Here is a 21937-nt window from a genome sequence, read left to right as displayed (position 1 = left end):
GACCCGGTATCTTCCGGATGGACATGACCACCACACCACCGGCCCGTCCGGGCCTCCGCGACGTCGCCCGGCTCGCCGGGGTGTCGCACCAGACCGTCTCCCGGGTGCTGAAGAACCACCCGATGGTCAGCCCCAAGACGCGGGACCGGGTGCTGGCCGCGGCGGCGGAGCTGGACTTCCGGCCGAACGCGGCGGCGCGGGCGCTGGCCACCGGCCGGTCCCGGACGCTCGGCGTCGTCAGCTTCGACACCGCGCTGTTCGGCCCGGCGTCGATCATCGCGGCGATCGAGCGGAACGCCCGCGCGGCCGACTTCTTCACCAGTGTCGCGAGCCTGGAATCGCCGGGGCACGGCGCGGTCGCGGGGGCGGTGGACCGGTTCCGCGACCAGGGCGTGGACGGCATCATCATGATCCCCGGCCATGTGCCGCCGGACGAGGCGGTGCGGCACCTGCCGGACGACCTGCCGACCGTGCTGCTGGGGCCGCGGTCCGCCGTCCCGACCGTGTCGGCCGACCACTACCTCGCGCCGCGGGAGGCGACCCGGTACCTGCTGGAGCTGGGGCACCGGACCGTCCACCACCTGCCCGGCCCGGCGGACTGGTGGGAGGCGAACGAGCGCACCCGCGGCTGGCGGAACGCGCTCACCGAGGCGGGGGCGGACGTCCCGGACTGCGCCGCCGGCGACTGGAGCGCCCGGTCCGGCTACGAGCGCGGCCGGGTGCTGGCCGCCGATCCCGCCGTGACGGCCGTGTTCGCCGCCAACGACCAGATCGCGCTGGGGCTGCTGTGGGCGATCCACGAGAGCGGCCGCGGCGTGCCGGGCGACGTCAGCGTCATCGGGTTCGACGACATCCCCGAGGCGGCCTTCCTCACCCCGCCCCTCACGACCGTCCGGCAGGACTTCACCGCCCTCGGACGGCACTGCGTGGAACTCCTGATCGCGCAGCTCACCGAGCCCGGGCGGGCGGCGGGCATCCCGGAACCGGTCCCGAGCCGCCTGATCGTACGCCGCAGCACCGCCCCCGCCGCCGCGGGCCAGGACGGCTAGACCGAGCGGAGGCCGCGCAGGCGGTGCATGACGGCGCCGTCGGCGAAGTGGTCGTGCAGGGCCCGGTAGATCTCGTAGAGGGCGTCGTAGGCGTCGGCGCGGGCAGGGTCGGGGACGTAGGCGGACGGCACGCGGCGGCCCATCGCGGCGGCGGCGGACGTGATGTCGGGGTGGGCTCCGGCGGCGACGGCGGCGTGGACGGCCGCGCCGAGGGCCGGTCCCTGGGCGGAGCCGATCAGGGAGAGCGGCCGGCGCAGGACGTCGGCGTAGACCTGCATCAGGAAGCGGTTCTTCAGCAGGCCGCCCGCGACGACGAACTCCGCCACGGGCACGCCCGACGCCTCGAACGTCTCCACGATCATGCGGGTGCCGAACGCGGTGGCCTCGATGAGGGCGCGGTAGACGTCCTCCGGCCTGGTGGCGAGCGTCTGGCCCACCACGAGGCCGGACAGGTCGTGGTCGACGAGGACGGAGCGGTTGCCGTTGTTCCAGTCGAGCGCGACCAGCCCGTGCCGCCCGACCGGCTGCCGCGCGGCGAGCGCGGTCAGGTGGTCGTGGACCGACATCCCGGCCGCGGCGGCGGCCTGCTCGTAGGCGGCGGGCACGCAGTTGTCCACGAACCACGCGAAGATGTCGCCGACGCCGGACTGCCCGGCCTCGTAGCCCCACAGGCCGGGGACGATGCCGTCCGCGACGACGCCGCACATGCCGGGGACCTCGGCGAGCAGGTCCGACGACATCACGTGGCAGGTGGACGTGCCCATGATCGCGACCAGCTGGCCGGGGCGGACGGCGTCGGCCGCGGCGGCGGTGACGTGCGCGTCGACGTTGCCGACGGCGACGGCGATGCCCTCCGGGAGGCCGGTCCAGGCCGCGGCCCGCGCGGTCAGCGTCCCGGCCAGGCCGCCGAGCGGAGCCAGGTCGTGGCCCAGCTTGTCGGGAAAGTCGGCGAAGCCGGGGTCGAGGGCGGCCAGGAACTCGCGGGACGGGTACCGCCCGTCCTGGTAGATGCCCTTGTAACCGGCCGTGCAGATGTTGCGCGACTCGCGGCCGGTGAGCTGCCAGACGATCCAGTCCGCGGCCTCGATCCAGCGTTCGGCCAGGCCGTAGAGCTCGGGGTCCTCCTCCAGCAGTTGCAGCGCCTTGGCGAACTCCCACTCCGAGGAGATCTTGCCGCCGTAGCGGGGCAGCCACGGCTCCCCGCGCTCGGCGGCCAGCGCGTTGATCCGGTCGGCCTGTCGCTGCGCGGCGTGGTGCTTCCACAGTTTCGGCCAGGCGTGCGGCCGTTCCGGGTGCAGGTCCGACAGGGGCGTGCCGTCGGCGGTCACCGGCAGGACCGTGCAGGCGGTGAAGTCCGTGCCGATGCCGATGACCTGCGACGGCGCCACATCCGCCGCGGCCAGCGCCTTGGGGACGGCGGACCGCAGCACGTCCAGCCAGTCCCGGGGCGCCTGGAGAGCCCAGTCGGGACCGAGGCCGACACCCGCCGGCAGCGTCTCGTCGATCACTCCGTGGCCGTACTCGTGGACGGCGTCGCCGACCTCGGCGCCGTCACCGACGCGGACGACCAGCGCCCGCCCGGACAGCGTGCCGAAGTCGACGCCGACGACGTAGCGTTCGTCCTCGCTCATGGGCCCTCCTATCCTGCTCACTCGATCCTCACAGCCGGTACCCGGCGCGCCCGTCACAGGCCCCCGGCGAGCCGGTAGTACGCCTGGTTCCAGCGGATCTCCTTGGTGAACTGCCGCAGCGTGGTGCCGCCGTCGATCGTGAGCAGTTCCACCCCCGCCATGTCGGCGAGATCGGTCAGCTCCTCCGCGCCGAGCGCCGCGGTGAGCACGGTGTGGTGCGGCGCGCCCGCGGTCAGCCACGCCTCGGTGGACGTGCGCAGGTCCGGCCGCGGCCGCCACACCGCGCGGGCGACCGGCAGCATCGGCAGCGGCTCCGGCGGCGCCACGACCTCGATCTCGTTGGCGACCAGCCGGAACCGGTCGCCCATGTCGGCGAGGCCGGTCACCACGGCGGGGCCGGGCGCGGCGTCGAACACCAGCCGGACCGGGTCCTCGCGCCCGCCGATGCTCAGCGGGTGGATCTCCAGCGCGGGGCGCCCGGCGGCGATGGACGGGCAGATCTCCAGCATGTGCGCGCCGAGGATCAGCTCGTTGCCGGGTTCCAGGTGGTAGGTGTAGTCCTCCATGAACGACGTGCCGCCCGGCAGGCCCGCCGCCGCGGCCTTCAGCGTGCGCAGCAGCGTCGCGGTCTTCCAGTCGCCCTCGCCGCCGAAGCCGTAGCCGTCCGCCATCAGCCGCTGGACGGCGAGGCCGGGCAGCTGCCGGAGCCCGCCGAGGTCCTCGAAGTTCGTCGTGAACGCCTTGAAGCCGCCGTCGTCGAGGAACGTCCGCAGCCCCAGCTCGATCCGCGCGCCGTAGCGCAGCGACTCGTGGCGCTCGCCGCCGGGACGCAGCTCCGGGACGATGTCGTAGCGGTCCTCGTACTCCTTGACCAGCTCCGCGATGTCCCCGTCCGGGACGGCGTCCACGAACTCGACCAGGTCGTTGACCCCGTAGGTGTTGACGGACACGCCGAACCGCAACTGCGCCTCGACCTTGTCGCCCTCGGTGACGGCGACGTCCCGCATGTTGTCGCCGAACCGTGCCAGCTTCAGCCGGCGCAGCTCGTGCAGGCCCGCCGCCGCCCGCGCCCAACCGGAGACCCGCGCCCCGACCGAGGGGTCGGTGACGTGCCCGGCGACCGTCTTGCGGGCGACGCCGAGCCGCGACTGGACGTATCCGAACTCCCGGTCGCCGTGGGCGGCCTGGTTGAGGTTCATGAAGTCCATGTCGATCGACCGCCAGGGCAGCTCGACGTTCGCCTGCGTGTGCAGGTGCAGCAGGGGCTTGGTGAGGGCGTCCAGGCCGGCGATCCACATCTTCGCCGGGGAGAACGTGTGCATCCAGGCGATCACGCCGACGCACGCGTCGTCGGCGCCGGCGTCCAGGCAGGTCCGGCGGATCGCGTCCGCGCCGGTGAGGACGGGCAGCCACCGCACGGTGACCGGCAGCGCCTCGCCGAGCCGCGCGGCGATCGCCGCGGACTGCTCGGCGACCTGCCGCAGGGTGTCCTCGCCGTACAGGCTCTGGCTGCCGGTCAGGAACCAGATCTCGCGGTTCGGAAAGCTCATGGTCGGCCCCTCTGCCCGTAGGCGTTCTGGTAGCGGTCGTACAGCCGGTCGATGTCGCCCGCGTCCATCGGCAGCGGCTCGCCGAGCTGCCGCGACAGGTGGACGGTCCGGGCGACGTCCTCGCACATCACGGCCGCCTTGACCGCGGCGCGGGCGTCGGCGCCGATCGTGAAGACGCCGTGGTTGCGCATGAGCACGGCGGGGCTGCGGTGGCCGTCGAGGGTCTCGACGATGCCGCGGCCGATGTCGTCGCCGCCGATCAGCGCGAACGGGCCGACGGGGATCTCGCCGCCGAACTCGTCCGCCATCGCCGTCAGCACGCACGGGATCGGCTCGTCCCGCGCCGCCCACGCGGTGGCGTAGGTCGAATGGGTGTGCACCACTCCCCCGACGTCGGGGCGGTGCCGGTACACGTAGGCGTGGGCGAACACGTCGCTGGACGGCGTGAGCTCCGACCCCTCGGCCGGCCTGCCCTCCAGGTCGCACAGCACCATCGCGTCGGGGGTGAGCCGCTCGTAGGGGACACCGCTCGGTTTGATCAGGAAGGCGTCGTCGCCGGCGCGCGCCGACACGTTGCCGGCGGTCCACGCGACCAGCCCGCACTCGACGAGGGTCTGGTGCAGGACGGCGAGCTCCGTGCGGAGCGCCGCGATCCCGCCGCCCGGCTCTGGCATCTCGACTCCGATCTGTTAGCGCTAACATCCTGGGGCATGACGAAGGCGGACTCTCGGGCCGGACGGGGCTAGGTCCTCCGGGGGACCCCCGTGCTCTCCCGGACGACGAGCTCCGGCTCGACGACCCGGCGGGACCGCTCCCCCGAGGTACCGCCGATCCGGTCGAGCAGCAGGTCGAAGGCCCGCCGGCCCACCTCACCGAAGTTCTGCCGGACGGTGGTGAGCGGCGGCGGGAAGTAGGCGGCCTCGGGGACGTCGTCGAAGCCCACGACGCTGACGTCACCGGGCACGTCCCGCCCGGCCTCGCGCAGGGCGCGCAGCAGGCCGAGGGCCATCGCGTCGTTGGCGGCGAACACGGCGGTGACCTCGGGGTCGGCGGCGATCTGCCGGCCGTACTCGTACCCGGACCGGGCGCTCCAGTCACCGGCCGGCGGCACCGGGGCCGTGCGCCCGGCGGCCTCCAGCGCGGCGCGCCAGCCGTCGGTCCGCCCGCTGGCGTCCACCCAGTCGGCCGGGCCGGCCAGGTGCAGGACGGTCTCGTGCCCGAGGCTGAGCAGGTGCCGGACGGCGCGCTCGGCACCGGCCCGGTGGTCGACCGCGACGACGGAGAACGGCACGTCCGCGCCCGCGCCGACCGCGACGAGCGGGGTGTCGGCCGGCAGTTCCTTCAGCCCGTCCGCCGCCGACTCGTGCGGGGCCACGACCATGATCCCGTCGACCGACTGGCCGCGCAGCCGCTCCACGCCCTCGCCGATCGAGCGGCGGTTCAGCGAACTCAGGCTGACGATGCTGACGGTGTAGTCGTGCTCGCGGGCGGCCTGCTCGATGCTGAACAGGGTCGACGCCGGGCCGTACAGCGTGGTGTCGAAGCTGACCACGCCGAGGACGCCGGACCGGCCGGTGGCCAGCACCCGCGCCGCCGAGTTGGGCCGGTAGTCCAGGGCCCGGACCGCGGCCATCACCCGGGCGCGGGTCTGCGGGCGCACCTTCTCGGGCGCGTTCAGCACGCGCGACACGGTCATCGCCGAGACGCCGGCCATCGCGGCCACGTCCTCCATCACCGCCAGCCGCCGGCCGTCGGGGGCCTCCGGTGATTCGGCGGCCACATCGCCTCCCCGAGTTCTGCGAGCTTACACGCGAATGTTTGCGCTAACGAGCCGCGATGTCAACACCGTCCAGGCCCGTGCGCCCGCCCCCGGCCGCCCCCGGCCGCGACCCGCAAGTAACCTACGGCTTATCACGAGCCGAGGAGGTCCCCCCATGGGCGAGTTGAGCGCGATGGACACCGTGCGCGCCGCGGACAAGATCATTCACGATGTCGGGGCGACGTGGATGCTCGACAAGGCGACGTGGGCGCACGGGAAGAAGAACGGGTTCGACAATCCCTTCGCGCACTACTTCGCCGGGCGGTGCGGGGTGCTGGGCGACGTCGACGCCGATGTGGTGTACGCGGCGCTGGGCTGGTTCGCGCCGGAGCTCGTCCGCCCCATGTGGGAGGAGGGCGTCGCGGTCGCCGGGGCGCGCGAGGCCGCCCGGCGGTACGCGCTCGCGTGCGCGGACTGGGGCCGGGAGAACGTCCCGGAGGACCCGCGCCTGTGCGAACTGGGCGAGCGGGTCGTGGCGGCGGCCGAGGGGTCGGGGCTGCCGCTGTTCTGCGGGTGGCGGGCCGAGCCCCTGCCCGAGGACGGGCCCGCCCGGCTGACGCACGTGCTCCACCTGCTCCGGGAACTGCGGGGCGGACTCCACCTGGTCGCGACGACCGCCGCGGGGCTGGCGCCGCTGGAGGCCGTCCTCGCCGCGAACCCGCCGGAGCGGGCGCAGTTCCTCGGCTGGCAGGGCGACTTCCCCGACTGCGGCCACCTCAAGCCGCAGCGCGAGGAGGCCGAGGCCATCACCGACAGGCTCTCCGCCGCCGTGTACGAGCGGGCCCTCTCGCCGGCCGAGCGCGCCGAGTTCGCGGAACTGGTCGGCAAGACCGGAAAGGCCCTTCTCGGCTGACGCCTTTCCGCAGGCCGGAGGGCGCCCTTGTCAGCCGGGGACAAGGACCGCGGGGAAAATGTGCAAATAGCCGACTGTCGCTAGGAAATCGACAGGTTCATTGTTGCCCCGTAACCGATCCCCTCCGGAAGGAGCAGGCGATGGGGCGACCAGCCCTCCCCATGCTCACCGTCTCGGTGCTGGCCGCGTCCGCGCTGGTCGCGGGCGCGGCGGCGGCCGTGCCGGTGGGCGCGCGCGAGGCCGGCCGGACCGAGGCGCCCGTCACCTCGGGTTCGCCCGTCACCGAGGTCAGCGAGTCGGTGGTGCGGGTCAGGGTGCCGCTGCCCGAGTCGGCGGGCCCGCGTCCGGAAGCGTGCGACTGGCTGTCCTACCTGCGCTTCCGGCACGTTGACGGCCCGGCCGAGTCGGCGGACGCGGACCGGATCCTCGTCGCGCAGCCCGGCATCCTGGAGGGCGCGGGCGCGTTCGACAGCGTCGCGCGCAACACGGTGGCGGCGGCGGCCCGGAGCGGGAGGCACATCGAGTTCTGGGCGCTGGACCGGCGGTCGAACTGCCTGGAGGACCGCACCGGAGTGCGGGCCGGGCTGGCGGCCGGGGACGTCCATCTCGCCGTCGACTACTACTACCGGCAGAAGGAGATCGACGGGCGGAGGTTCGCCGGTTACCAGACCAACGACCAGGTGAAGTGGCTGCAGCACGTCGGCCTGGAGCAGACCGTCCGCGACCAGTACGACCTGATGGCCAGGGAGCTTCCGGACCAGCGGGCGCGCAAGGAGAAGATGCTCTGCGGCGGCCACTCGCTCGGCGGCGTCCTGACGGCCTACTTCGCCGAGTGGGACTTCGACGGGAACCACGCCACCACCGCCGACGCGGGCCACAACCAGTGCTCCGGCTACTTCGCGCTCGACACCCGGATCGCGAAGGGGCTGCCGGGCATGGGCGGGCAGATCCCGGCCGAGTGGGTGCCGCTCGTGGAGTTCGGCGCGGGCGCCGTGCGGGCCGGGCTGGAGGCGGGGGTCGTCCCGCGCGCGCTGTCGGCACCGGCCGTGGTGAACACCGAGACGATGAACCTGCTGGCGATTGCGGGCCTGGCCGCCAACCTCGACCCGGACGGCGAGTCCGACCTGTCGACGTACGTCCCGTCCGGGTTCAACCAGGACATGACGTACCGGCTGCTGTTCTCCAAGGACTACCCGACGTTCATCAAGGGCTCGCCGACGGTCAAGGACTTCCGGTTCACCAACGCCGCAGCGCTCGGCGGGCTGCTGGACGACCACTCCCAGCCGCTCGCCTTCATGCAAGCCAGCGTGGGTTTCTGGGACGGCGGCACGATCGTCGACAAGGAGTTCCCGGCACCGAACAACCTTGCGGAGATCGGGCTCGGCGGCCTCTCGCGGCTCCTCGGCACGGAAAAAAAGGCCATCCCGGACGAGCCGGACGGCCCCCTCTACACGTGGCGGAACTACGACCGCGTCGGCGCCCCCGACGACCCCGTCCACAAGTCGAAGGACGGTACGCCGTTCACGGCCGCGGGCAAGGAGGTCACCGACATCGCCGAGCTGGCGCGCAGCCTGTCGGAGCACCCGCTCGACTTCACGGAGCACTACTTCCCCACGAAACTGATCACCGACATCGCGCTGGCGAGCTCTCCCGGCATCGCGGACGACGCCGTCCACGAGGGCGGCATCACCGCCAACCCCGTCATCAACCTGCAGGCCGGGGACGGCCTCGGCTTCGGTGACCCGCGGCCCGGCGACATCATCGCGGCCGGCTACCAGCACATCGACGTCCTGACCGCCTCGGCGGTGCAGAACGGCGGGCGGCCCGAGCCGATCTCCACGAACCTGGCGGCCTTCGCGACCAGGTGACGGGGAAGGCCGCCCCCGCGCGGCCGAACCCGGCCCCGGCCCGTGTTTTGCGGGCCGGGCGCCGGGTAGGTGGACGCCGCGCCGAGGTGACGAAGGGGGCGGTGGACATGGGCGTTCGCAAGTGGATCGAGTCGTGGCCCGTCTACCGCCAGTTCACCGACGGCGACCCCCTCGGCCGCGGCGCGGCCGCCAAGAGCGCGGGCAGCGAGCGGCTCCAGGCGAGGGTGAGCACGGCCGACAAGGTCGTGAAGTCCATCTGCCCGTACTGCGCGGTCGGCTGCGGGCAGGACGTGTTCGTCAAGGACGGCAAGGTCACCCACATCGAGGGCGACCCCGACTCACCGGTCAGCCGGGGCCGGCTGTGCCCGAAGGGCTCGGCCAGCCTGCAGCTCACCACGGGGTCCGCCCGCGAGTACCGGATCCTCTACCGCCGCCCGTACGGCACCGACTGGGAGCCGCTCGACCTCGACACGGCGATGGACATGATCGCCGACCGGGTGATCGAGGCGCGCCGGCGGGGCTGGCAGTGGGAGACCGCGGACGGGCTGCGGGTGCGGCGCACGATGGGCCTCGCGAGCCTCGGCGGCGCCACGCTCGACAACGAGGAGAACTACCTGATCAAGAAGCTGTTCACCGCGCTCGGCGCGGTGCAGATCGAGAATCAGGCGCGTATTTGACACTCCTCCACCGTTCCCAGTCTGGGAACCTCGTTCGGCCGCGGCGGCGCGACCACCTTCCAGCAGGACCTGCAGAACGCGGACTGCATCATCATCCAGGGCTCGAACATGGCCGAGTGCCACCCGGTCGGGTTCCAGTGGGTGATGGAGGCGAAGGCGCGCGGGGCGAAGCTGATCCACGTGGACCCGCGGTACACGCGGACGAGTGCGGTCGCCGACGCCCACGTGCCGCTGCGCGCGGGCACCGACATCGCGTTCCTGGGCGGGATCATCAACTACGTCCTGGAGAACGACAAGTACTTCCGCGACTACGTCGTGGACTACACCAACGCGCCGGTGATCCTCACCGAAGACTTCCAAGGCACCGAGGACCTGGACGGCGTGTTCTCCGGCCTGGACCCGGAGCAGCGGAGCTATGACCAGCAGACGTGGCAGTACGAGGGCATGACGGTCCAGGCCGCGTCCGGGCTGCGCGACATGGCGTACGAGAGCCTCGTCGGGACCGCCGACGAGGCCGGGCACGGCGAGGCCGCCGGGTCCGGCGGCCCGCCGATCGGGACGGGCCACCCGGAGCGCGACCCGACGCTGCAGGACCCGAGGTGCGTGTTCCAGGTGCTCAAGCGGCACTTCTCGCGCTACACGCCCGAGATGGTGGAGCGGATCTGCGGCGTCCCGCGCGACCTGTTCCGCCAGGTCTGCGAGACGATCACCGAGAACTCGGGGCGCGACCGGACGACCGCGTTCGCGTACGCGGTGGGCTGGACGCAGCACACGGTCGGCGTCCAGTACATCCGGACGGCGTCGATCCTGCAGAGCCTGCTCGGCAACATCGGGCGTCCGGGCGGCGGCATCCTGGCGCTGCGCGGGCACGCGTCCATCCAGGGCTCGACGGACATCCCGACCCTGTACAACCTGCTGCCGGGCTACATCCCGATGCCGCACGCGCACCCCGAGCAGGACCTGGACTCGTTCGTGCAGGGCGAGTCCGCGCGCAAGGGCTTCTGGGGCGACATGCGCGCCTACATGGTGAGCCTGATGAAGGCGTACTGGGGCGACGCGGCGACGGCCGGCAACGACTACTGCTTCGACTACCTGCCGCGCCTGACCGGCTCGCACAACACCTACGCCACGGCGATGGCGCAGATCGACGGGGAGTGCAAGGGCTACTTCCTGATGGGCGAGAACCCGGCCGTGGGGTCGGCCAACGCCAAGCTGCAGCGGCTCGGGATGGCGAACCTGGACTGGCTGGTCGTCCGCGACCTCTCGCAGATCGAGTCCGCGACCTGGTGGAAGGACGGCCCGGAGATCGAGTCGGGCGAGCTGCGGACCGAGGACATCGGTACCGAGGTGTTCTTCCTGCCCGCCGCCACGCACACCGAGAAGGACGGCAGCTTCACCAACACCCAGCGGATGCTGCAGTGGCACTACCGGGCGGTGGAGCCCGCCGGGGACGCCCGCAGCGACCTGTGGTTCGTCTACCACCTGGGCCGCATCATCCGGGAGAAGCTCGCCGGTTCGGCCGACGAGATGGACCGCCCCGTCCTGGACCTCACGTGGGACTACCCGACGACGGGCGACACGCGGGAGCCGGACGCGGAGGCCGTCCTCGCGGAGATCAACGGCTTCGGCGCCGACGGGAACCCGCTGTCGTCCTACACGCAGCTCAAGGACGACGGGTCCACCTCGTGCGGCTGCTGGATCTACTGCGGCTGCTACGCGGACGGCGTCAACCAGACCGCGCGCCGCAAGCCGGGCAAGGACCAGAGCTGGGTCGCGCCCGAGTGGGGATGGGCGTGGCCGCTGAACCGCCGCGTCCTCTACAACCGGGCGTCCGCCGACAAGGACGGCAGGCCGTGGAGCGACCGCAAGGCGCTCGTCTGGTGGGACGCCGAGCAGGGCGCCTGGACGGGCCACGACGTCCCCGACTTCATCGCCGACCGGCCACCGGACCACCGGCCCCCGCCCGAGGCGACCGGCCCGGACGCGATCGCCGGCGACGACCCGTTCATCATGCAGGCGGACGGCAAGGCGTGGCTGTTCGTCCCGTCGGGGCTGACCGACGGCCCGCTGCCGGCGCACTACGAGCCGCAGGAGTCGCCGTTCCCGAATCCGCTGTACGCGCAGCAGCGCAATCCCGTCCGGTACCTGCTGCCGCCGCATCCCGACAACCGGTACGCGCCGAGCGGCGAGGCGCCGGGCACGGACGTGTACCCGTACGTGGCGACCACCTACCGGCTCACCGAGCACCACACGGCGGGCGGGATGTCGCGCTGGCAGCCCTACCTCGCCGAGCTGCAGCCGGAGTTCTTCTGCGAGGTCTCGCCGGAGCTGGCGGCGGAGCGCGGCCTGGAGCACGGCGGCTGGGCGACGATCATCAGCGCGCGCAACGCCGTCGAGGCGCGGGTCCTGGTGACCGAGCGGATGCCGTCCCTCAACGTGGACGGGCGGGTCGTGCACCAGATCGGCCTGCCCTACCACTGGGGCCCGAACGGCTACAGCACGGGCGACGCCGCGAACGAGCTGCTCCACGCCGCCCTGGACCCGAACTCGCACATCCAGGAGACCAAGGTGTTGTCGGTCGACATCCGGCCGGGACGGCGGCCGCGCGGGCCGGCGACGGTGGCGCTGGTCCGGGAGTACCGCAGGCGCGCCGGCATCACCGACGGCACGGGCACCGAGATCTAGCGGACGACCAGCGGGTGGCCGGCGGCGGGGATCAGCTCGCCGATGACGGGCGCGCCGGGGATCTCACCGGCGATGAGGAGGCCGCCGGACGTCTGGGCGTCGGCGAGGAGGAGGCGCTCCTCCTCGCCGAGCCCGCCGAAGTCGGTGTGGGGGGCGACCCAGTCGAGGTTCCGGCGCGTGCCGCCGCTGACGTACCCGGCGCGGAGGGACTCGCGGGCGCCGTCCAGGTAGGGGACGGCCGCGGCGTCGACCACGGCGGTGACGCCGGACGCGCGGGCCATCTTGTAGAGGTGGCCGAGGAGCCCGAAGCCGGTCACGTCGGTGGCGCAGACGGCTCCCGCGGCCAGGGCGGCGGCGGACGCGTCCGCGTTCAGCTCGGTCATGGCGGCGACGGCGTGTTCGAAGACCTCGCCGGTCGCCTTGTGCCGGTTGTTGAGGACGCCGATGCCGAGCGGCTTGGTGAGGGTGAGCGGCACCCCGGGCCGGCCGGTGTCGTTGCGGAGGAGCCGGGCGGGGTCGGCGACCCCGGTGACGGCCATGCCGTACTTGGGTTCGGGGTCGTCCACGCTGTGCCCGCCGCCGACGTGGCAGCCCGCGAGGGCGGCGACGTCGAGGCCGCCGCGCAGCACCTCCCGCGCGAGGTCGAACGGCAGGACGTCGCGGGGCCAGGCGAGCAGGTTCACCGCGACGAGGGGGCGGCCGCCGACCGCGTAGACGTCCGACAGCGCGTTCGCGGCGGCGATGCGGCCCCAGTCGTAGGGGTCGTCGACGACGGGGGTGAAGAAGTCGGCGGTGGCGACCGCGGCGAGGCCGTCCGGGGAGCCGGGGAGCCGGACGACCGCGGCGTCGTCTCCGGTGTCGAGGCCGACGACCAGCTCGCCGTTCGGGGACCCGGGGACCGCGTTCAGCCCGGCGACGACCTCTTCCAGCTCGCCAGGCGGGATCTTGCAGGCGCAGCCTCCGCCGTGCGCGTACCCGGTCAGCCTCCTGCCGGTCGCGTCGAGGGGCTTCTTGCCGGTCGCGGCCTGGGTCATGTCGTCCTTTCGGTGCGGCGCCGCCGGAGGTCGTCCACCCTGGCGGTGTAGCCCGTCTCGTCGAGGTGCTCCAGCAGCGGGACGGCGACGCGGCGGGTGGTGCCGAGCGCGCGGCGCGCCTCGCTCAGCGTGAACGTGTCGCCGAGTCCGGCGAGGATCTCGGCGGCGCGGACGTCGTCGCCGGGCAGCAGGACGATCCCCTCGCCGAGCCGGAGGAGCGCGCCGGCCTTGGCGGCGGCGGCGATCATCTTCGGGGTGAGGCCGAGTTCGGCGAGCCGGTTCGCGTCGGGCGCCCGGAACGGGTGCTCGGCCAGTTCGCGGCGGACGGCGTCGACCGCCTTCCGCACGTCGGGCGGCAGTTCGGGCGCGACCGCCCGGCCGTAGATCCGGCCGTCGCGCCACAGCAGCCCCTCGGCGAGCGCCGCCACGAGCGCGCGGTCGGGCAGGCCGAGGGCGCGGCGCGCGGCGTCGGCGGGGAGTCCGGGGTCGGCCGGGTCGGCGGCGGCGTGCGCGTCGACGGCCGTGCCGAGGCGGTCGCGGAGCTCCGCCCAGTGGCCGGGGTCGGCGAGCCAGTCCCCGGCGACGGGTTCGCACGGGACGGGGAACCCCATCGCGATGAGGTCCGCCCGCCTGATCAGGCGACGGCGGCGCAGCTCGGCGGCGCCGTCGGGGCGCCCGGTCAGCTCCGCCAGCTCCGCCGCCCGGGCCGCGGCGGCGCCCCGCCTGGTGAACGGCTCGGGCCGCACGTCGAGCACCGTGACCCCGGCGGGGACGCGGTGCCGTCCCGGGTCGCGGAGCAGCGCGACGTCGCCGACCCGCAGCGGCAGCGGCCGCCGCAGCGAGAGCCGCGCGGTGTCGTCGCCGAGCGGGCGGACGTGCGCCGGGACCGCCGCCGAGCCGACGTGCAGGATCAGCTCGCGCGGCAGCTCCGGTGCGGGGTCGCCGCGCAGCCGCACGTCGACGACGTCGGCGGTGAGCCAGCGGTCCGGTGTCAGGAGGGCATCGCCCCGGCCGATCTCCGCGGGTCCGCCGTGCAGGTTGACGGCGACGCGGGCGACCGCGGCGACCTCGCGGTGGTGTTCTTTCAGGCTCTGCAGGCCGCGGACGCGGGCGAGGCCGCCGCCCACGGCGAGCCGGTCGCCGACGCGGATCGTCCCGGCGCCGAGGGTTCCGGTCACGACCGTGCCCCTCCCCCGGACGGTGAACACGCGGTCGACCCACAGGCGGACGTCCGCGTCCTGGTCGGGGCGGGGCAGCGACGTGGTGAGCCGTTCCAGCCCGGCGCGCAGTTCGTCCATGCCCTCGCCGGTGGCGCCGCTGACCAGGAGCGGCTCGACCTTGCCGAGCGACGTGGCCGCGATGTGGGCGAGCGCCTCGTCGCGCACCCGGTTCGCCGCCGCCTCGCCGGCGAGGTCGCGGCGCGTCACGGCGAGCAGGCCGTGCCGGACGCCGAGCGCGTCCAGGACCGCCAGGTGCTCCTCCGACTGCCGCTGCCAGCCCTGGTCTGCGGCGACGACGAACATCACGGCCGGGACGGGCCCCACCCCGGCCAGCATCGTCGCGACGAGGCGTTCGTGCCCGGGGACGTCCACGAACGCGAGCCGCCCGCCTCCGGGCAGCGTCGTCCAGGCGAACCCCAGCTCGATGGTCAGGCCGCGCCGCCGCTCCTCCTCCAGGCGGTCGGGCTCCATCCCGGTGAGCGCGCGGACGAGCGTCGACTTGCCGTGGTCCACGTGCCCCGCGGTCGCGACGACGTGCATCATGACCCGGTGCGTCATGACCCGGTGCACCATGACGCGGCCAGCCGGACGGCCTCGGCGATGTCGGCGTCCCTGTCCGGCGGCACCGAGCGCAGGTCGAGCAGGCACCGCCCGTCCTCGACCCGCCCCATCACCGCCGGCGTCCCCCGCCGCAGCCGCGCCGCGTACGCGTCCGGTACCGACACCGCCGCGCTCGGCAGCACGACGCCGGGCGCGCCGCCGCCCCCGACCGCGGCCTCGCTCCGCACGGCCGCCGCGTCCAGGCCGTCGTCCCGCAGCCGCGCGGCGAGCCGTTCGGCCCGCGCCAGCAGCGTCGCCGCGTCGGCGTGCAGGGCCTCCTCCGTCGGGGTGCGCGGGCCGCGGACGGTGGCCTCGAGCGCGGCCAGCGTCATCTTGTCGACCCGCAGCGCCCGCGCCAGCGGATGGCGGGCCAGCCGCCGCACCAGGTCGCCGTGCCCGAGGACGAGCCCGCACTGCGGCCCGCCGAGCAGCTTGTCGCCGCTGGCCGTGACCAGGTGCGCGCCCGCCTTGAGCATGGACGCCGCGTCGGGCTCGTCCGGCAGGAGCGGCTCGGGCGCGAGCAGGCCGGAGCCGATGTCGGCGACGACCGGGACCCCGAGCCCGGCCAGCTCGGCGACGTCGGCGCCGCGGGTGAAGCCGGTGATGCGGAAGTTCGACGGATGCACCTTGAGGATGAATCCGGTGTCCTCGCCGACGGCCGCCGCGTAGTCGTCCGGCGTGGTGCGGTTGGTCGTGCCGACCTCCCGCAGCCGGGCGCCCGTCGCGGCCAGGAGTTCGGGGATGCGGAAACCGTCCCCGATCTCCACCATCTCGCCGCGGCCGATCACGATCTCGCGGTTCCCGGCGAGCGCGGTCGCGGCCAGCACGAGAGCCGCCGCCCCGTTGTTGACGACGTGCGCCGCCTCCGCCTGCGGTACCCGCTCCAGCAGCGCCGCGAGGACGGACCGCCCCCGCCGCGCCCGCCGTCCGGTCTCCAGGTCGAGTTCGACGTCGGTCGCCCCCGACGCCACGGCCACCGCCTCCCGCGCGGCGTCCGACAGCGGCGCCCGCCCCAGGTTGGTGTGCAGCAGGACGCCGGTCGCGTTGAGCACGGGACGCAGGCCGGAGGCGGTCGCCGGCAGCGCGGCCACCGCCGCGCCGGCCACCGCGTCCGGCGGGATCTCGCCCGCCCTGGCCCGCCGCTGCGCCGCGACGACGGCCGCCTTCACCACCCCGCGCCCGAGCCGCCCCGCCGCCTCGGCGAGGCGCGGGTCGGCGAGCAGCACGTCCGTCCGGGCGATCCGCCGCCGCGCGTCCGCGGCGGCCGTCGCTTCATGATCCATCGACGCCCTCCGCTGCGCCCGGTACCCGCCCGCACCACCCGTGAAACGACCCGTCCCGGTCCGCACCTCCGTGATATGGGTCTGTGGCGGGACAAGGTCGGATTTATCAGCCGGGTGAGTGTCATGAGGTGCTTCCTGTGCCTAGCCTGGCGGCCCGGGTTGTCCGCTCAGGGAGGTGCCGCTTTGACCGAGGTGTATGCGAGGTCCTCCGGCGACGAGCTGTCCGCGCAGCCGTGGCGGGACGTCCCCCCGGAGGAGGCCCGGTGGATGCGGCCGCACCTTCCGGCGCTGGTCGACTCCATGGTGGAAGGGGTGCTCCGGCACGTGCCCGAGTACGCCCGGCCGGACGATCCCGTCTACCTCGACGTGATGCGGGTCGCGGCGGAGCAGGGCATGGGGCACTTCGTCCAGATGATCGCCGATCCGGACGCCTCCTGGCAGGAGGTGCACCAGGTCTTCTTCGACATCGGGTACGGGGAGGCGGTCGAGGGACGCTCGCTCGAACACCTGCAGAACGCGCTGCGGATCGCGTCCCGGACGGCCTGGCGGTACCTGTCGCGGGAGGCCGACCGGCTGCAGAAGGCCCGGGAGCTGGCGATCTCGCTGGCGGAGGTGAACTTCGCGTATCTGGACCTGCTGGCCTCCGCCGCCGCGCAGGGCTACGCGCGGGCGCGGGAGAAGGCGGCGGGCGAGCGGGAGCAGCGGCGCGGCAGGCTGCTGAGCCTGCTGCTGGCCCAGCCGCCCGCGCCGCGGGACATCGTCGCCGAGCAGGCGACCCTGGCGGGGTGGCCGCTGCCCGAGCGGCTGGCCGTGATCGTGCTGAGCCCGCGGCCCGGCAGCGGCGGCGAGGGGCCCGCGGGACTGCCGCCGGCCCTGCTGAGCGGGCTGGACCGGGGCCGGCCGTGCCTGGTGGTGCCCGACCCCGACCGCCCCGGCGGCGCCGACCGGCTCACCGCCACGCTCGCCGGCTGGACGGGCGCGGCCGGGCCGCCGGTACCCGTGGACCGGGCGGGCGTGTCGCTGCACTGGGCGCACCGGACGCTCGACCTGATGGCCGCCGGCCGGCTCGGCCAGGCCCCGCAGAAGCAGCGGACGACGGGCAGGGCGCGGCCCGGCGTCCTCGTCCACGCGGACCGGCACCTGCCGGACCTGCTGCTCCAGGAGGGCTGGACGCTCGCCGAGGCGGCGGCGCGGCGCCGGCTCGCGCCGCTCACCGCGCTCGGCCCGCACCGCGGCGGCCGGCTGGCGCTCACCCTGCTGGAGCTGCTCAGGCACGGCTTCAACGCGACCGACGCCGCGGAGGCGCTGTGCGTGCACCCGCAGACGGTCCGGTACCGGCTCGCGCAGCTCCACGAGATCTTCGACCACGACATCGAGGACCCCGCGCTGCGGCTGGAGCTGATGCTGCTCCTGCCCGTCTGGCTGCGCGACGCCGGGCAGGAGCCGGCGTAGCCCGTGCGCGCCGCCTGACTCACCCGTCCTTCGCGGGGACCTCCGTGACCGGCAGGGTCCCGCCGACGTAGGCGAGGCGGCACGCGGAACGGGCGATCTTGCCGCTGCTGGTGCGGAGCAGGCCGCCGGGCTCGATCAGCACGAAGTCGTGGACGCGCAGGTCGTGCTGCTGCTTGACGGCCGTGCGCACCGCCCGCGCCACCTCGTCCGGGTCGAGCAGCGCGATCGGCACCCGCCGGTTCCGTTCGGCGATCACGACGAGACCTTCCGTCTCGCCCGTTTCGGTGGACGCGTCGACGGACACGGCGCAGGTGTACTCGCGGCGGATCGCCTTGTGGGCGCCCGAGACGGTGAACTCGATGTCCTGCGGGTAGTGGTTGCGGCCGTCGACGATGACCAGGTCCTTGATCCGGCCGGTGACGAACAGCTCGCCCCCGTGCAGGACGCCGAGGTCGCCGGTGCGCAGCCACGGCCCGTCCGGCAGCTCCCCGGGATCGGTGAGCGTCGCCTCGAACGTCTCCTTGGTCGCCTCGGGGCGGCCCCAGTAGCCCGCGGCGACGTTCGGGCCGTGCACCCAGATCTCGCCCACCTCGCCCTCCGCGAGCCTGCTCCCGGTCTCGGCGTCGACGACGGCAACGTGCTGGCCGAAGGACGTCCCGCAGGCGATCAGCTGGATCGCGCCCGGCGCGTCGGCGGCGCACGGCTCGGCGACGCCGCGGCGCAGCCGCTCGTGGTCGAACGCGCGGCGCGTCGGCTCCCGGAACCGCGACGACGCCGACACGTAGACGGTCGCCTCGGCCAGGCCGTACGCGCACACCTGCGCCTCGGGCCGCAGCCCGCAGTCCTTGAACGCCTCGTAGAACCCGCTGAGCGTGCTCTCCCTGATGGGTTCGGCGCCGTTCATGAAGACCTGGACGCCGCTGAGGTCGAGGCCCTGCTTCTCCTCCTCGGTGACCTGCGCGGTGAGGTACTCGTAGGCGAAGTTCGGACCGCCGGTGAACGCGTGGCGCTGCCCGCTGAGCAGCTCCAGCCAGCGGACGGGACGCATGATGAACGCGACCGGGTCCATGATCACACCCGCGTTCCCGTACACGAGCGGCAGCGCGACGGTGGTGACCAGGCCCATGTCGTGGAACACCGGGAGCCAGTTCACGCCGGTCGACTCGCGCGGGATGCCCTCGAACGCGCGCCACAGCTGCTCGGCGTTCGCCGCGAAGTTGCCGTGCGTGATGATCACTCCGGCGGGGGTCCGGGTGGAGCCGGACGTGTACTGGAGGTAGGCGACGTCGTCCGGGTCGATCGGCTCGGGCGTCCAGCCGAGCGCGCCGTCCACCCGGTCCGCGACGATGATCTCGGCCGGCGCGGGAACGCCGTCCCCGGCCAGGAACGCCTCGACGGCCGGCAGCGACGCGCTCGTGGTGATCACGACGTCGGGCTCCGCGTCCCGGTAGACGGCGAGCAGCCGGTCGCCGTGGCCGGGCAGGTCCGGGGAGAACAGCGGGACGCCGATGACGCGGGCGTACATCGCGCCGAGGAACCCGGTGACGTAGTGCAGGTCCTGCGGTGCGAGCAGCGCCGCGCGCCGTCCCGGCTCGGTGGCGCGGCGGATCGCGGCCGCGATCGAGCGGGCCCGCCGGTCCAGTTCGCCCCAGGTGACGTCGAGGGCGATGCCGTCCGGGTCGGTCAGGTAGTCCATGAACGTGTAGGCCCGGTCGTCGGGGAAGTCCTTGGCGAACCGGGCGAGCCGTTCGATGAGGGGCGTCCGGTCGAGGACGGGAAGGTCGCTCATGCTGCTTCTCCCTGGGACGTGACGCGGCGGGCGGCGAGGCGCTCGTGGTCGGGCCACCGCACGTCCCAGACCCAGCCGAGCCGCTCGAAGATCCAGATGACCCGGGCGCTGATGTCGATCTGCCCCTTCAGGACGCCGTGCCTGGCGCACGTCGGGTCGGCGTGGTGCAGGTTGTGCCAGGACTCGCCGAACGACGGGATCGCCAGCCACCACACGTTGCGGGCCCTGTCGCGGGTCTTGAAGTCCTCCTTGCCGAACACATGGCAGATGGAGTTGATGGAGAACGTGACGTGCTCGCCGACGAACACGCGCATCAGGCCGCCCCAGAACAGCGCGGTGAGGGCGCCGTGCCAGGAGAGGGTGAGCAGTGCGCCGAGCCCCATCGGGACGAGGAACGTCGACAGCACGATCACCGCGTACACGGGGTCGAGCGACAGGAACCGGATGTCCTTGTCCCTGAGCAGGTCGGGCGCGTACTTGCTGCGGGACGTGCGGTCCTTGCTGAACAGCCACCCGATGTGCGCGTGGTAGAGGCCCTTGGTGAGGCCCCACACGCCCGGCCCGTACGCCCAGGGCGAGTGGGGGTCGCCCTCCTGGTCGGAGTACTTGTGGTGGCGGCGGTGGTCGGCGACCCACCGGACGACCGACCCCTGCATGGCCTGCCCGCCGAAGACGGCGAGCGCGATCCGCAGCCACCGCTTGGCCTTGAAGCCGCCGTGGGTGAAGTGCCGGTGGTAGCCGACCGTGATCCCGATCGCGTTGAGCGGGTACAGGAGGGCGAAGATGGCGATGTCCGTCCAGCCGATCCCCCAGCCCCACAGGAAGGGGACGGCGCCCAGCACCCCGAGGATCGGCGCGGCCACGAACACCACGACCGCGATGCGCTCGGGCAACGGGACGGTCCCGGAGATGTCGGGTCGCGCTTCCCGGCCGCCGCCGATGTCGGCGACGTCCGCTGTCATGTTGCCCGCGGTCATGTTGCCCGCGGTCATGATCGGCCCGCTGTCATGTTCGGCTCCTTGGGTTTCGGGTTGTCAGCAGTTGCCCTCGGCGGGCCTGCCCTCGAACCGGTCGCCGAGGAAGTTCGTCACGTCCCTGGCGGCGGCCCAGTCGGTGGTCAGGTGCTCGGCCGGGTAGGTGTGCTTCCAGATCGTGGTGATGCCGGCGTCGCAGTAGCGCCGCCGCGTGGCGTCCTCGGTCTCGTGCGGGATGATCTCCTCGAACCAGCCGCGGTACTGGAACACCGGGAAGCCGATCTCGTACCGGGCGCCGGACGAGGGGACGCCGATGCCGGCGCCGAGCCGCTGCCGGTCGACGATCTCGCCCCACGTCACCCCGCCGGGGCCGCGGAGCGCGTAGATCTGCTCCAGCGTCAGCCGGTCGGCGGAGAAGTCCTCGACCCGCGCGCCGAGGAACGCCGCGAGCGTCCCGAACAGGCAGTGCGACCGCACGTCCTGGACGGCCCGCGTGCCCCGCTCGTTCATCAGCTCGGTGAACGGCATCTCGGGGTGGGCGGCGTGCAGCCCGACGAGCGCGTCGGCGAGGAAGCCCGCGAACAGGCTGCCGTTCAGCTGCTTCGCGGTCACCTTCAGGTCGCCGGGCACGCCGCCCGCCGCCGCGCCGACCACGTTCAGCTCGGGCGCGTAGGACGCGGCGAGCTGCGCGCCCCACAGCGCCGCGGCACCGCCCTCGGAGTAGCCGGAGATGCCGACGTCGCCGTCCGCGGTGAGGGTCCCGCCGGGGATCCGGCGGGACGCCCGGACGATGTCGAGCAGCGCGTGCCCGGCGTTGGCGCCCACCATGTACGTGTGGACCTGCCCGCTCAGGTAACCGACCCCGTCCGTGGCGGCGACCGCGTGACCCGCGCGCAGGAACAGGTTCAGGTTCCCGCCCTCGTACATGTCGACGTACTCGCCGGCGAGCTGCTTGGAGAAGGCGCAGCGCTCGGCGGAGCCCAGCGTGCCGGGGTTGAACGCGACGGTCGGGCGGGAGCCGTCTCCCGTCCAGGGCGCGGCGGGGATCGCGACCGTCCCCGTCACCACGTTCCTCGCGCCCTTGACGTCGGTGGAGACGTACCGGACCTTCCATGCCCGCATCGGGACGTCGCCGGGAATGTTCGTCAGCTTCGCCGGGCGGCAGGCGAGCAGGTCTCCCGGGCTCCCCTGGACGGTGGCGGGCGGCGGCGCGTAGATGTCGGCGTCGGTGGCGTCGCAGCCCGCGGGCGCGGTCGTGTCCCGCGGTGCGGCGACCGCCTGCGGCGCGGCCGCGGGCACGGTCAGGGCCACGCCCAGCGCCGCGGTGGTGATGAGGCTTCGGACACGCATCGTCGCTCCAGGGGGCTGGAAACCGGACGGTGACGACTGTGTCCCACGGGGCGCGACGGGCGGAATGAAGTCCGCTCACATGGTCGGAGGCCGCGCTTAGCAA

At 73.7% G+C, this 21937-nt stretch carries 15 protein-coding genes; 5 read left to right on the top strand and 10 right to left on the bottom strand.

Annotated features, from left to right (window positions below):
* The first annotated feature begins 23 nt into the window (after positions 1-23).
* A complete protein-coding gene (locus E1289_RS10115; RefSeq protein WP_131977945.1) occupies positions 24-1049 on the top strand; it encodes a LacI family DNA-binding transcriptional regulator in 1026 nt (341 codons plus the stop codon).
* Here E1289_RS10115 and araB read toward each other — a convergent pair.
* The 4 genes from araB to E1289_RS10095 all read right to left on the bottom strand — a co-directional run bounded on the left by araB (position 1046) and on the right by E1289_RS10095 (position 5962).
* Positions 1046-2680, bottom strand: coding sequence for a ribulokinase (araB, locus tag E1289_RS10110; RefSeq protein ID WP_131977942.1), 1635 nt, complete (start codon positions 2678-2680; stop codon positions 1046-1048). The two genes, E1289_RS10115 and araB, sit on opposite strands and share 4 nt — an antisense overlap.
* A 53-nt stretch (positions 2681-2733) precedes the next feature.
* Positions 2734-4230, bottom strand: a complete 1497-nt coding sequence (gene araA, locus E1289_RS10105; RefSeq protein ID WP_131977939.1) for an L-arabinose isomerase — start codon at positions 4228-4230, stop codon at positions 2734-2736.
* Positions 4227-4904 (bottom strand): L-ribulose-5-phosphate 4-epimerase, encoded by a 678-nt coding sequence (locus tag E1289_RS10100; protein ID WP_131977936.1) that lies wholly within the window; start codon positions 4902-4904, stop codon positions 4227-4229. Before E1289_RS10100 ends, araA begins: the two co-directional genes overlap by 4 nt.
* Positions 4905-4972: 68 nt before the next feature.
* Positions 4973-5962, bottom strand: a complete 990-nt coding sequence (locus E1289_RS10095) for a LacI family DNA-binding transcriptional regulator (RefSeq protein WP_131978015.1) — start codon at positions 5960-5962, stop codon at positions 4973-4975.
* A 202-nt stretch (positions 5963-6164) separates the two neighbouring features.
* Here E1289_RS10095 and E1289_RS10090 point away from each other — a divergent pair, with 202 nt between their 5' ends.
* The 3 genes from E1289_RS10090 to fdh all read left to right on the top strand — a co-directional run bounded on the left by E1289_RS10090 (position 6165) and on the right by fdh (position 12132).
* The gene (locus E1289_RS10090) at positions 6165-6902 is read left to right on the top strand and encodes an evbL (RefSeq protein ID WP_131977933.1); all 738 of its coding nucleotides are present in this window, start codon (positions 6165-6167) and stop codon (positions 6900-6902) included.
* Positions 6903-7042: 140 nt separating this feature from the next.
* Entirely contained in the window at positions 7043-8770 is a 1728-nt protein-coding gene (locus E1289_RS10085; RefSeq protein WP_207928890.1) for a hypothetical protein, read from the top strand.
* Positions 8771-8877: 107 nt separating this feature from the next.
* Complete coding sequence (gene fdh / locus E1289_RS10075) at positions 8878-12132, top strand: formate dehydrogenase (RefSeq protein ID WP_207928889.1); 3255 nt, start codon at positions 8878-8880, stop codon at positions 12130-12132.
* On the opposite strand, the gene selD is transcribed toward fdh, so the two are convergent.
* From selD to selA, 3 genes are read right to left on the bottom strand one after another with little or no spacing between them, the layout of a single operon-like run.
* The gene (gene selD, locus E1289_RS10070; protein WP_131977924.1) at positions 12129-13166 is read right to left on the bottom strand and encodes a selenide, water dikinase SelD; all 1038 of its coding nucleotides are present in this window, start codon (positions 13164-13166) and stop codon (positions 12129-12131) included. The genes fdh and selD overlap by 4 nt on opposite strands.
* The gene (selB, locus tag E1289_RS10065; protein WP_243712729.1) at positions 13163-14944 is read right to left on the bottom strand and encodes a selenocysteine-specific translation elongation factor; all 1782 of its coding nucleotides are present in this window, start codon (positions 14942-14944) and stop codon (positions 13163-13165) included. The genes selD and selB overlap by 4 nt, the downstream gene beginning before the upstream one ends.
* Positions 14941-16269: an L-seryl-tRNA(Sec) selenium transferase gene (gene selA, locus E1289_RS10060; protein WP_131977921.1), complete on the bottom strand. Its 1329-nt coding sequence runs from the start codon at positions 16267-16269 to the stop codon at positions 14941-14943. The genes selB and selA overlap by 4 nt, the downstream gene beginning before the upstream one ends.
* 192 nt (positions 16270-16461) lie before the next feature.
* Between selA and E1289_RS10055 the strand changes: the two genes are divergently transcribed.
* Complete coding sequence (locus tag E1289_RS10055) at positions 16462-17721, top strand: helix-turn-helix domain-containing protein (protein WP_243712732.1); 1260 nt, start codon at positions 16462-16464, stop codon at positions 17719-17721.
* A gap of 19 nt (positions 17722-17740) precedes the next feature.
* Here E1289_RS10055 and E1289_RS10050 read toward each other — a convergent pair whose 3' ends face one another.
* From E1289_RS10050 to E1289_RS10040, 3 genes are read right to left on the bottom strand one after another with little or no spacing between them, the layout of a single operon-like run.
* On the bottom strand, positions 17741-19510 hold the full coding sequence (locus E1289_RS10050; RefSeq protein ID WP_131977915.1) for a fatty acyl-AMP ligase: 1770 nt from the start codon (positions 19508-19510) through the stop codon (positions 17741-17743).
* The gene (locus tag E1289_RS10045; RefSeq protein ID WP_243712728.1) at positions 19507-20502 is read right to left on the bottom strand and encodes an acyl-CoA desaturase; all 996 of its coding nucleotides are present in this window, start codon (positions 20500-20502) and stop codon (positions 19507-19509) included. The genes E1289_RS10050 and E1289_RS10045 overlap by 4 nt, the downstream gene beginning before the upstream one ends.
* A gap of 42 nt (positions 20503-20544) precedes the next feature.
* A complete protein-coding gene (locus tag E1289_RS10040; protein WP_131977912.1) occupies positions 20545-21834 on the bottom strand; it encodes a lipase family protein in 1290 nt (429 codons plus the stop codon).
* Positions 21835-21937 lie beyond the last annotated feature (103 nt).

The organism is Actinomadura sp. 6K520 (assembly GCF_004349245.1).
In the GTDB taxonomy this organism is placed as follows: domain Bacteria; phylum Actinomycetota; class Actinomycetes; order Streptosporangiales; family Streptosporangiaceae; genus Spirillospora.
The sequence above is the reverse complement of the archived record's forward strand: the minus strand, read 5'-3'. Positions and strand labels throughout refer to the sequence as shown.

Excerpts from the sequence above, each read along its gene's own strand:
- E1289_RS10115 (WP_131977945.1), top strand. The coding sequence starts at position 24 with ATGACCACCACACCACCGGCCCGTCCGGGCCTCCGCGACGTCGCCCGG.
- araB (WP_131977942.1), bottom strand. The coding sequence starts at position 2,680 with ATGAGCGAGGACGAACGCTACGTCGTCGGCGTCGACTTCGGCACGCTG.
- araA (WP_131977939.1), bottom strand. The coding sequence starts at position 4,230 with ATGAGCTTTCCGAACCGCGAGATCTGGTTCCTGACCGGCAGCCAGAGC.
- E1289_RS10100 (WP_131977936.1), bottom strand. The coding sequence starts at position 4,904 with ATGCCAGAGCCGGGCGGCGGGATCGCGGCGCTCCGCACGGAGCTCGCC.
- E1289_RS10095 (WP_131978015.1), bottom strand. The coding sequence starts at position 5,962 with ATGGAGGACGTGGCCGCGATGGCCGGCGTCTCGGCGATGACCGTGTCG.
- E1289_RS10090 (WP_131977933.1), top strand. The coding sequence starts at position 6,165 with ATGGGCGAGTTGAGCGCGATGGACACCGTGCGCGCCGCGGACAAGATC.
- E1289_RS10085 (WP_207928890.1), top strand. The coding sequence starts at position 7,043 with ATGGGGCGACCAGCCCTCCCCATGCTCACCGTCTCGGTGCTGGCCGCG.
- selD (WP_131977924.1), bottom strand. The coding sequence starts at position 13,166 with ATGACCCAGGCCGCGACCGGCAAGAAGCCCCTCGACGCGACCGGCAGG.
- selB (WP_243712729.1), bottom strand. The coding sequence starts at position 14,944 with ATGACGCACCGGGTCATGATGCACGTCGTCGCGACCGCGGGGCACGTG.
- selA (WP_131977921.1), bottom strand. The coding sequence starts at position 16,269 with ATGGATCATGAAGCGACGGCCGCCGCGGACGCGCGGCGGCGGATCGCC.
- E1289_RS10050 (WP_131977915.1), bottom strand. The coding sequence starts at position 19,510 with ATGAGCGACCTTCCCGTCCTCGACCGGACGCCCCTCATCGAACGGCTC.
- E1289_RS10045 (WP_243712728.1), bottom strand. The coding sequence starts at position 20,502 with ATGACCGCGGGCAACATGACCGCGGGCAACATGACAGCGGACGTCGCC.
- E1289_RS10040 (WP_131977912.1), bottom strand. The coding sequence starts at position 21,834 with ATGCGTGTCCGAAGCCTCATCACCACCGCGGCGCTGGGCGTGGCCCTG.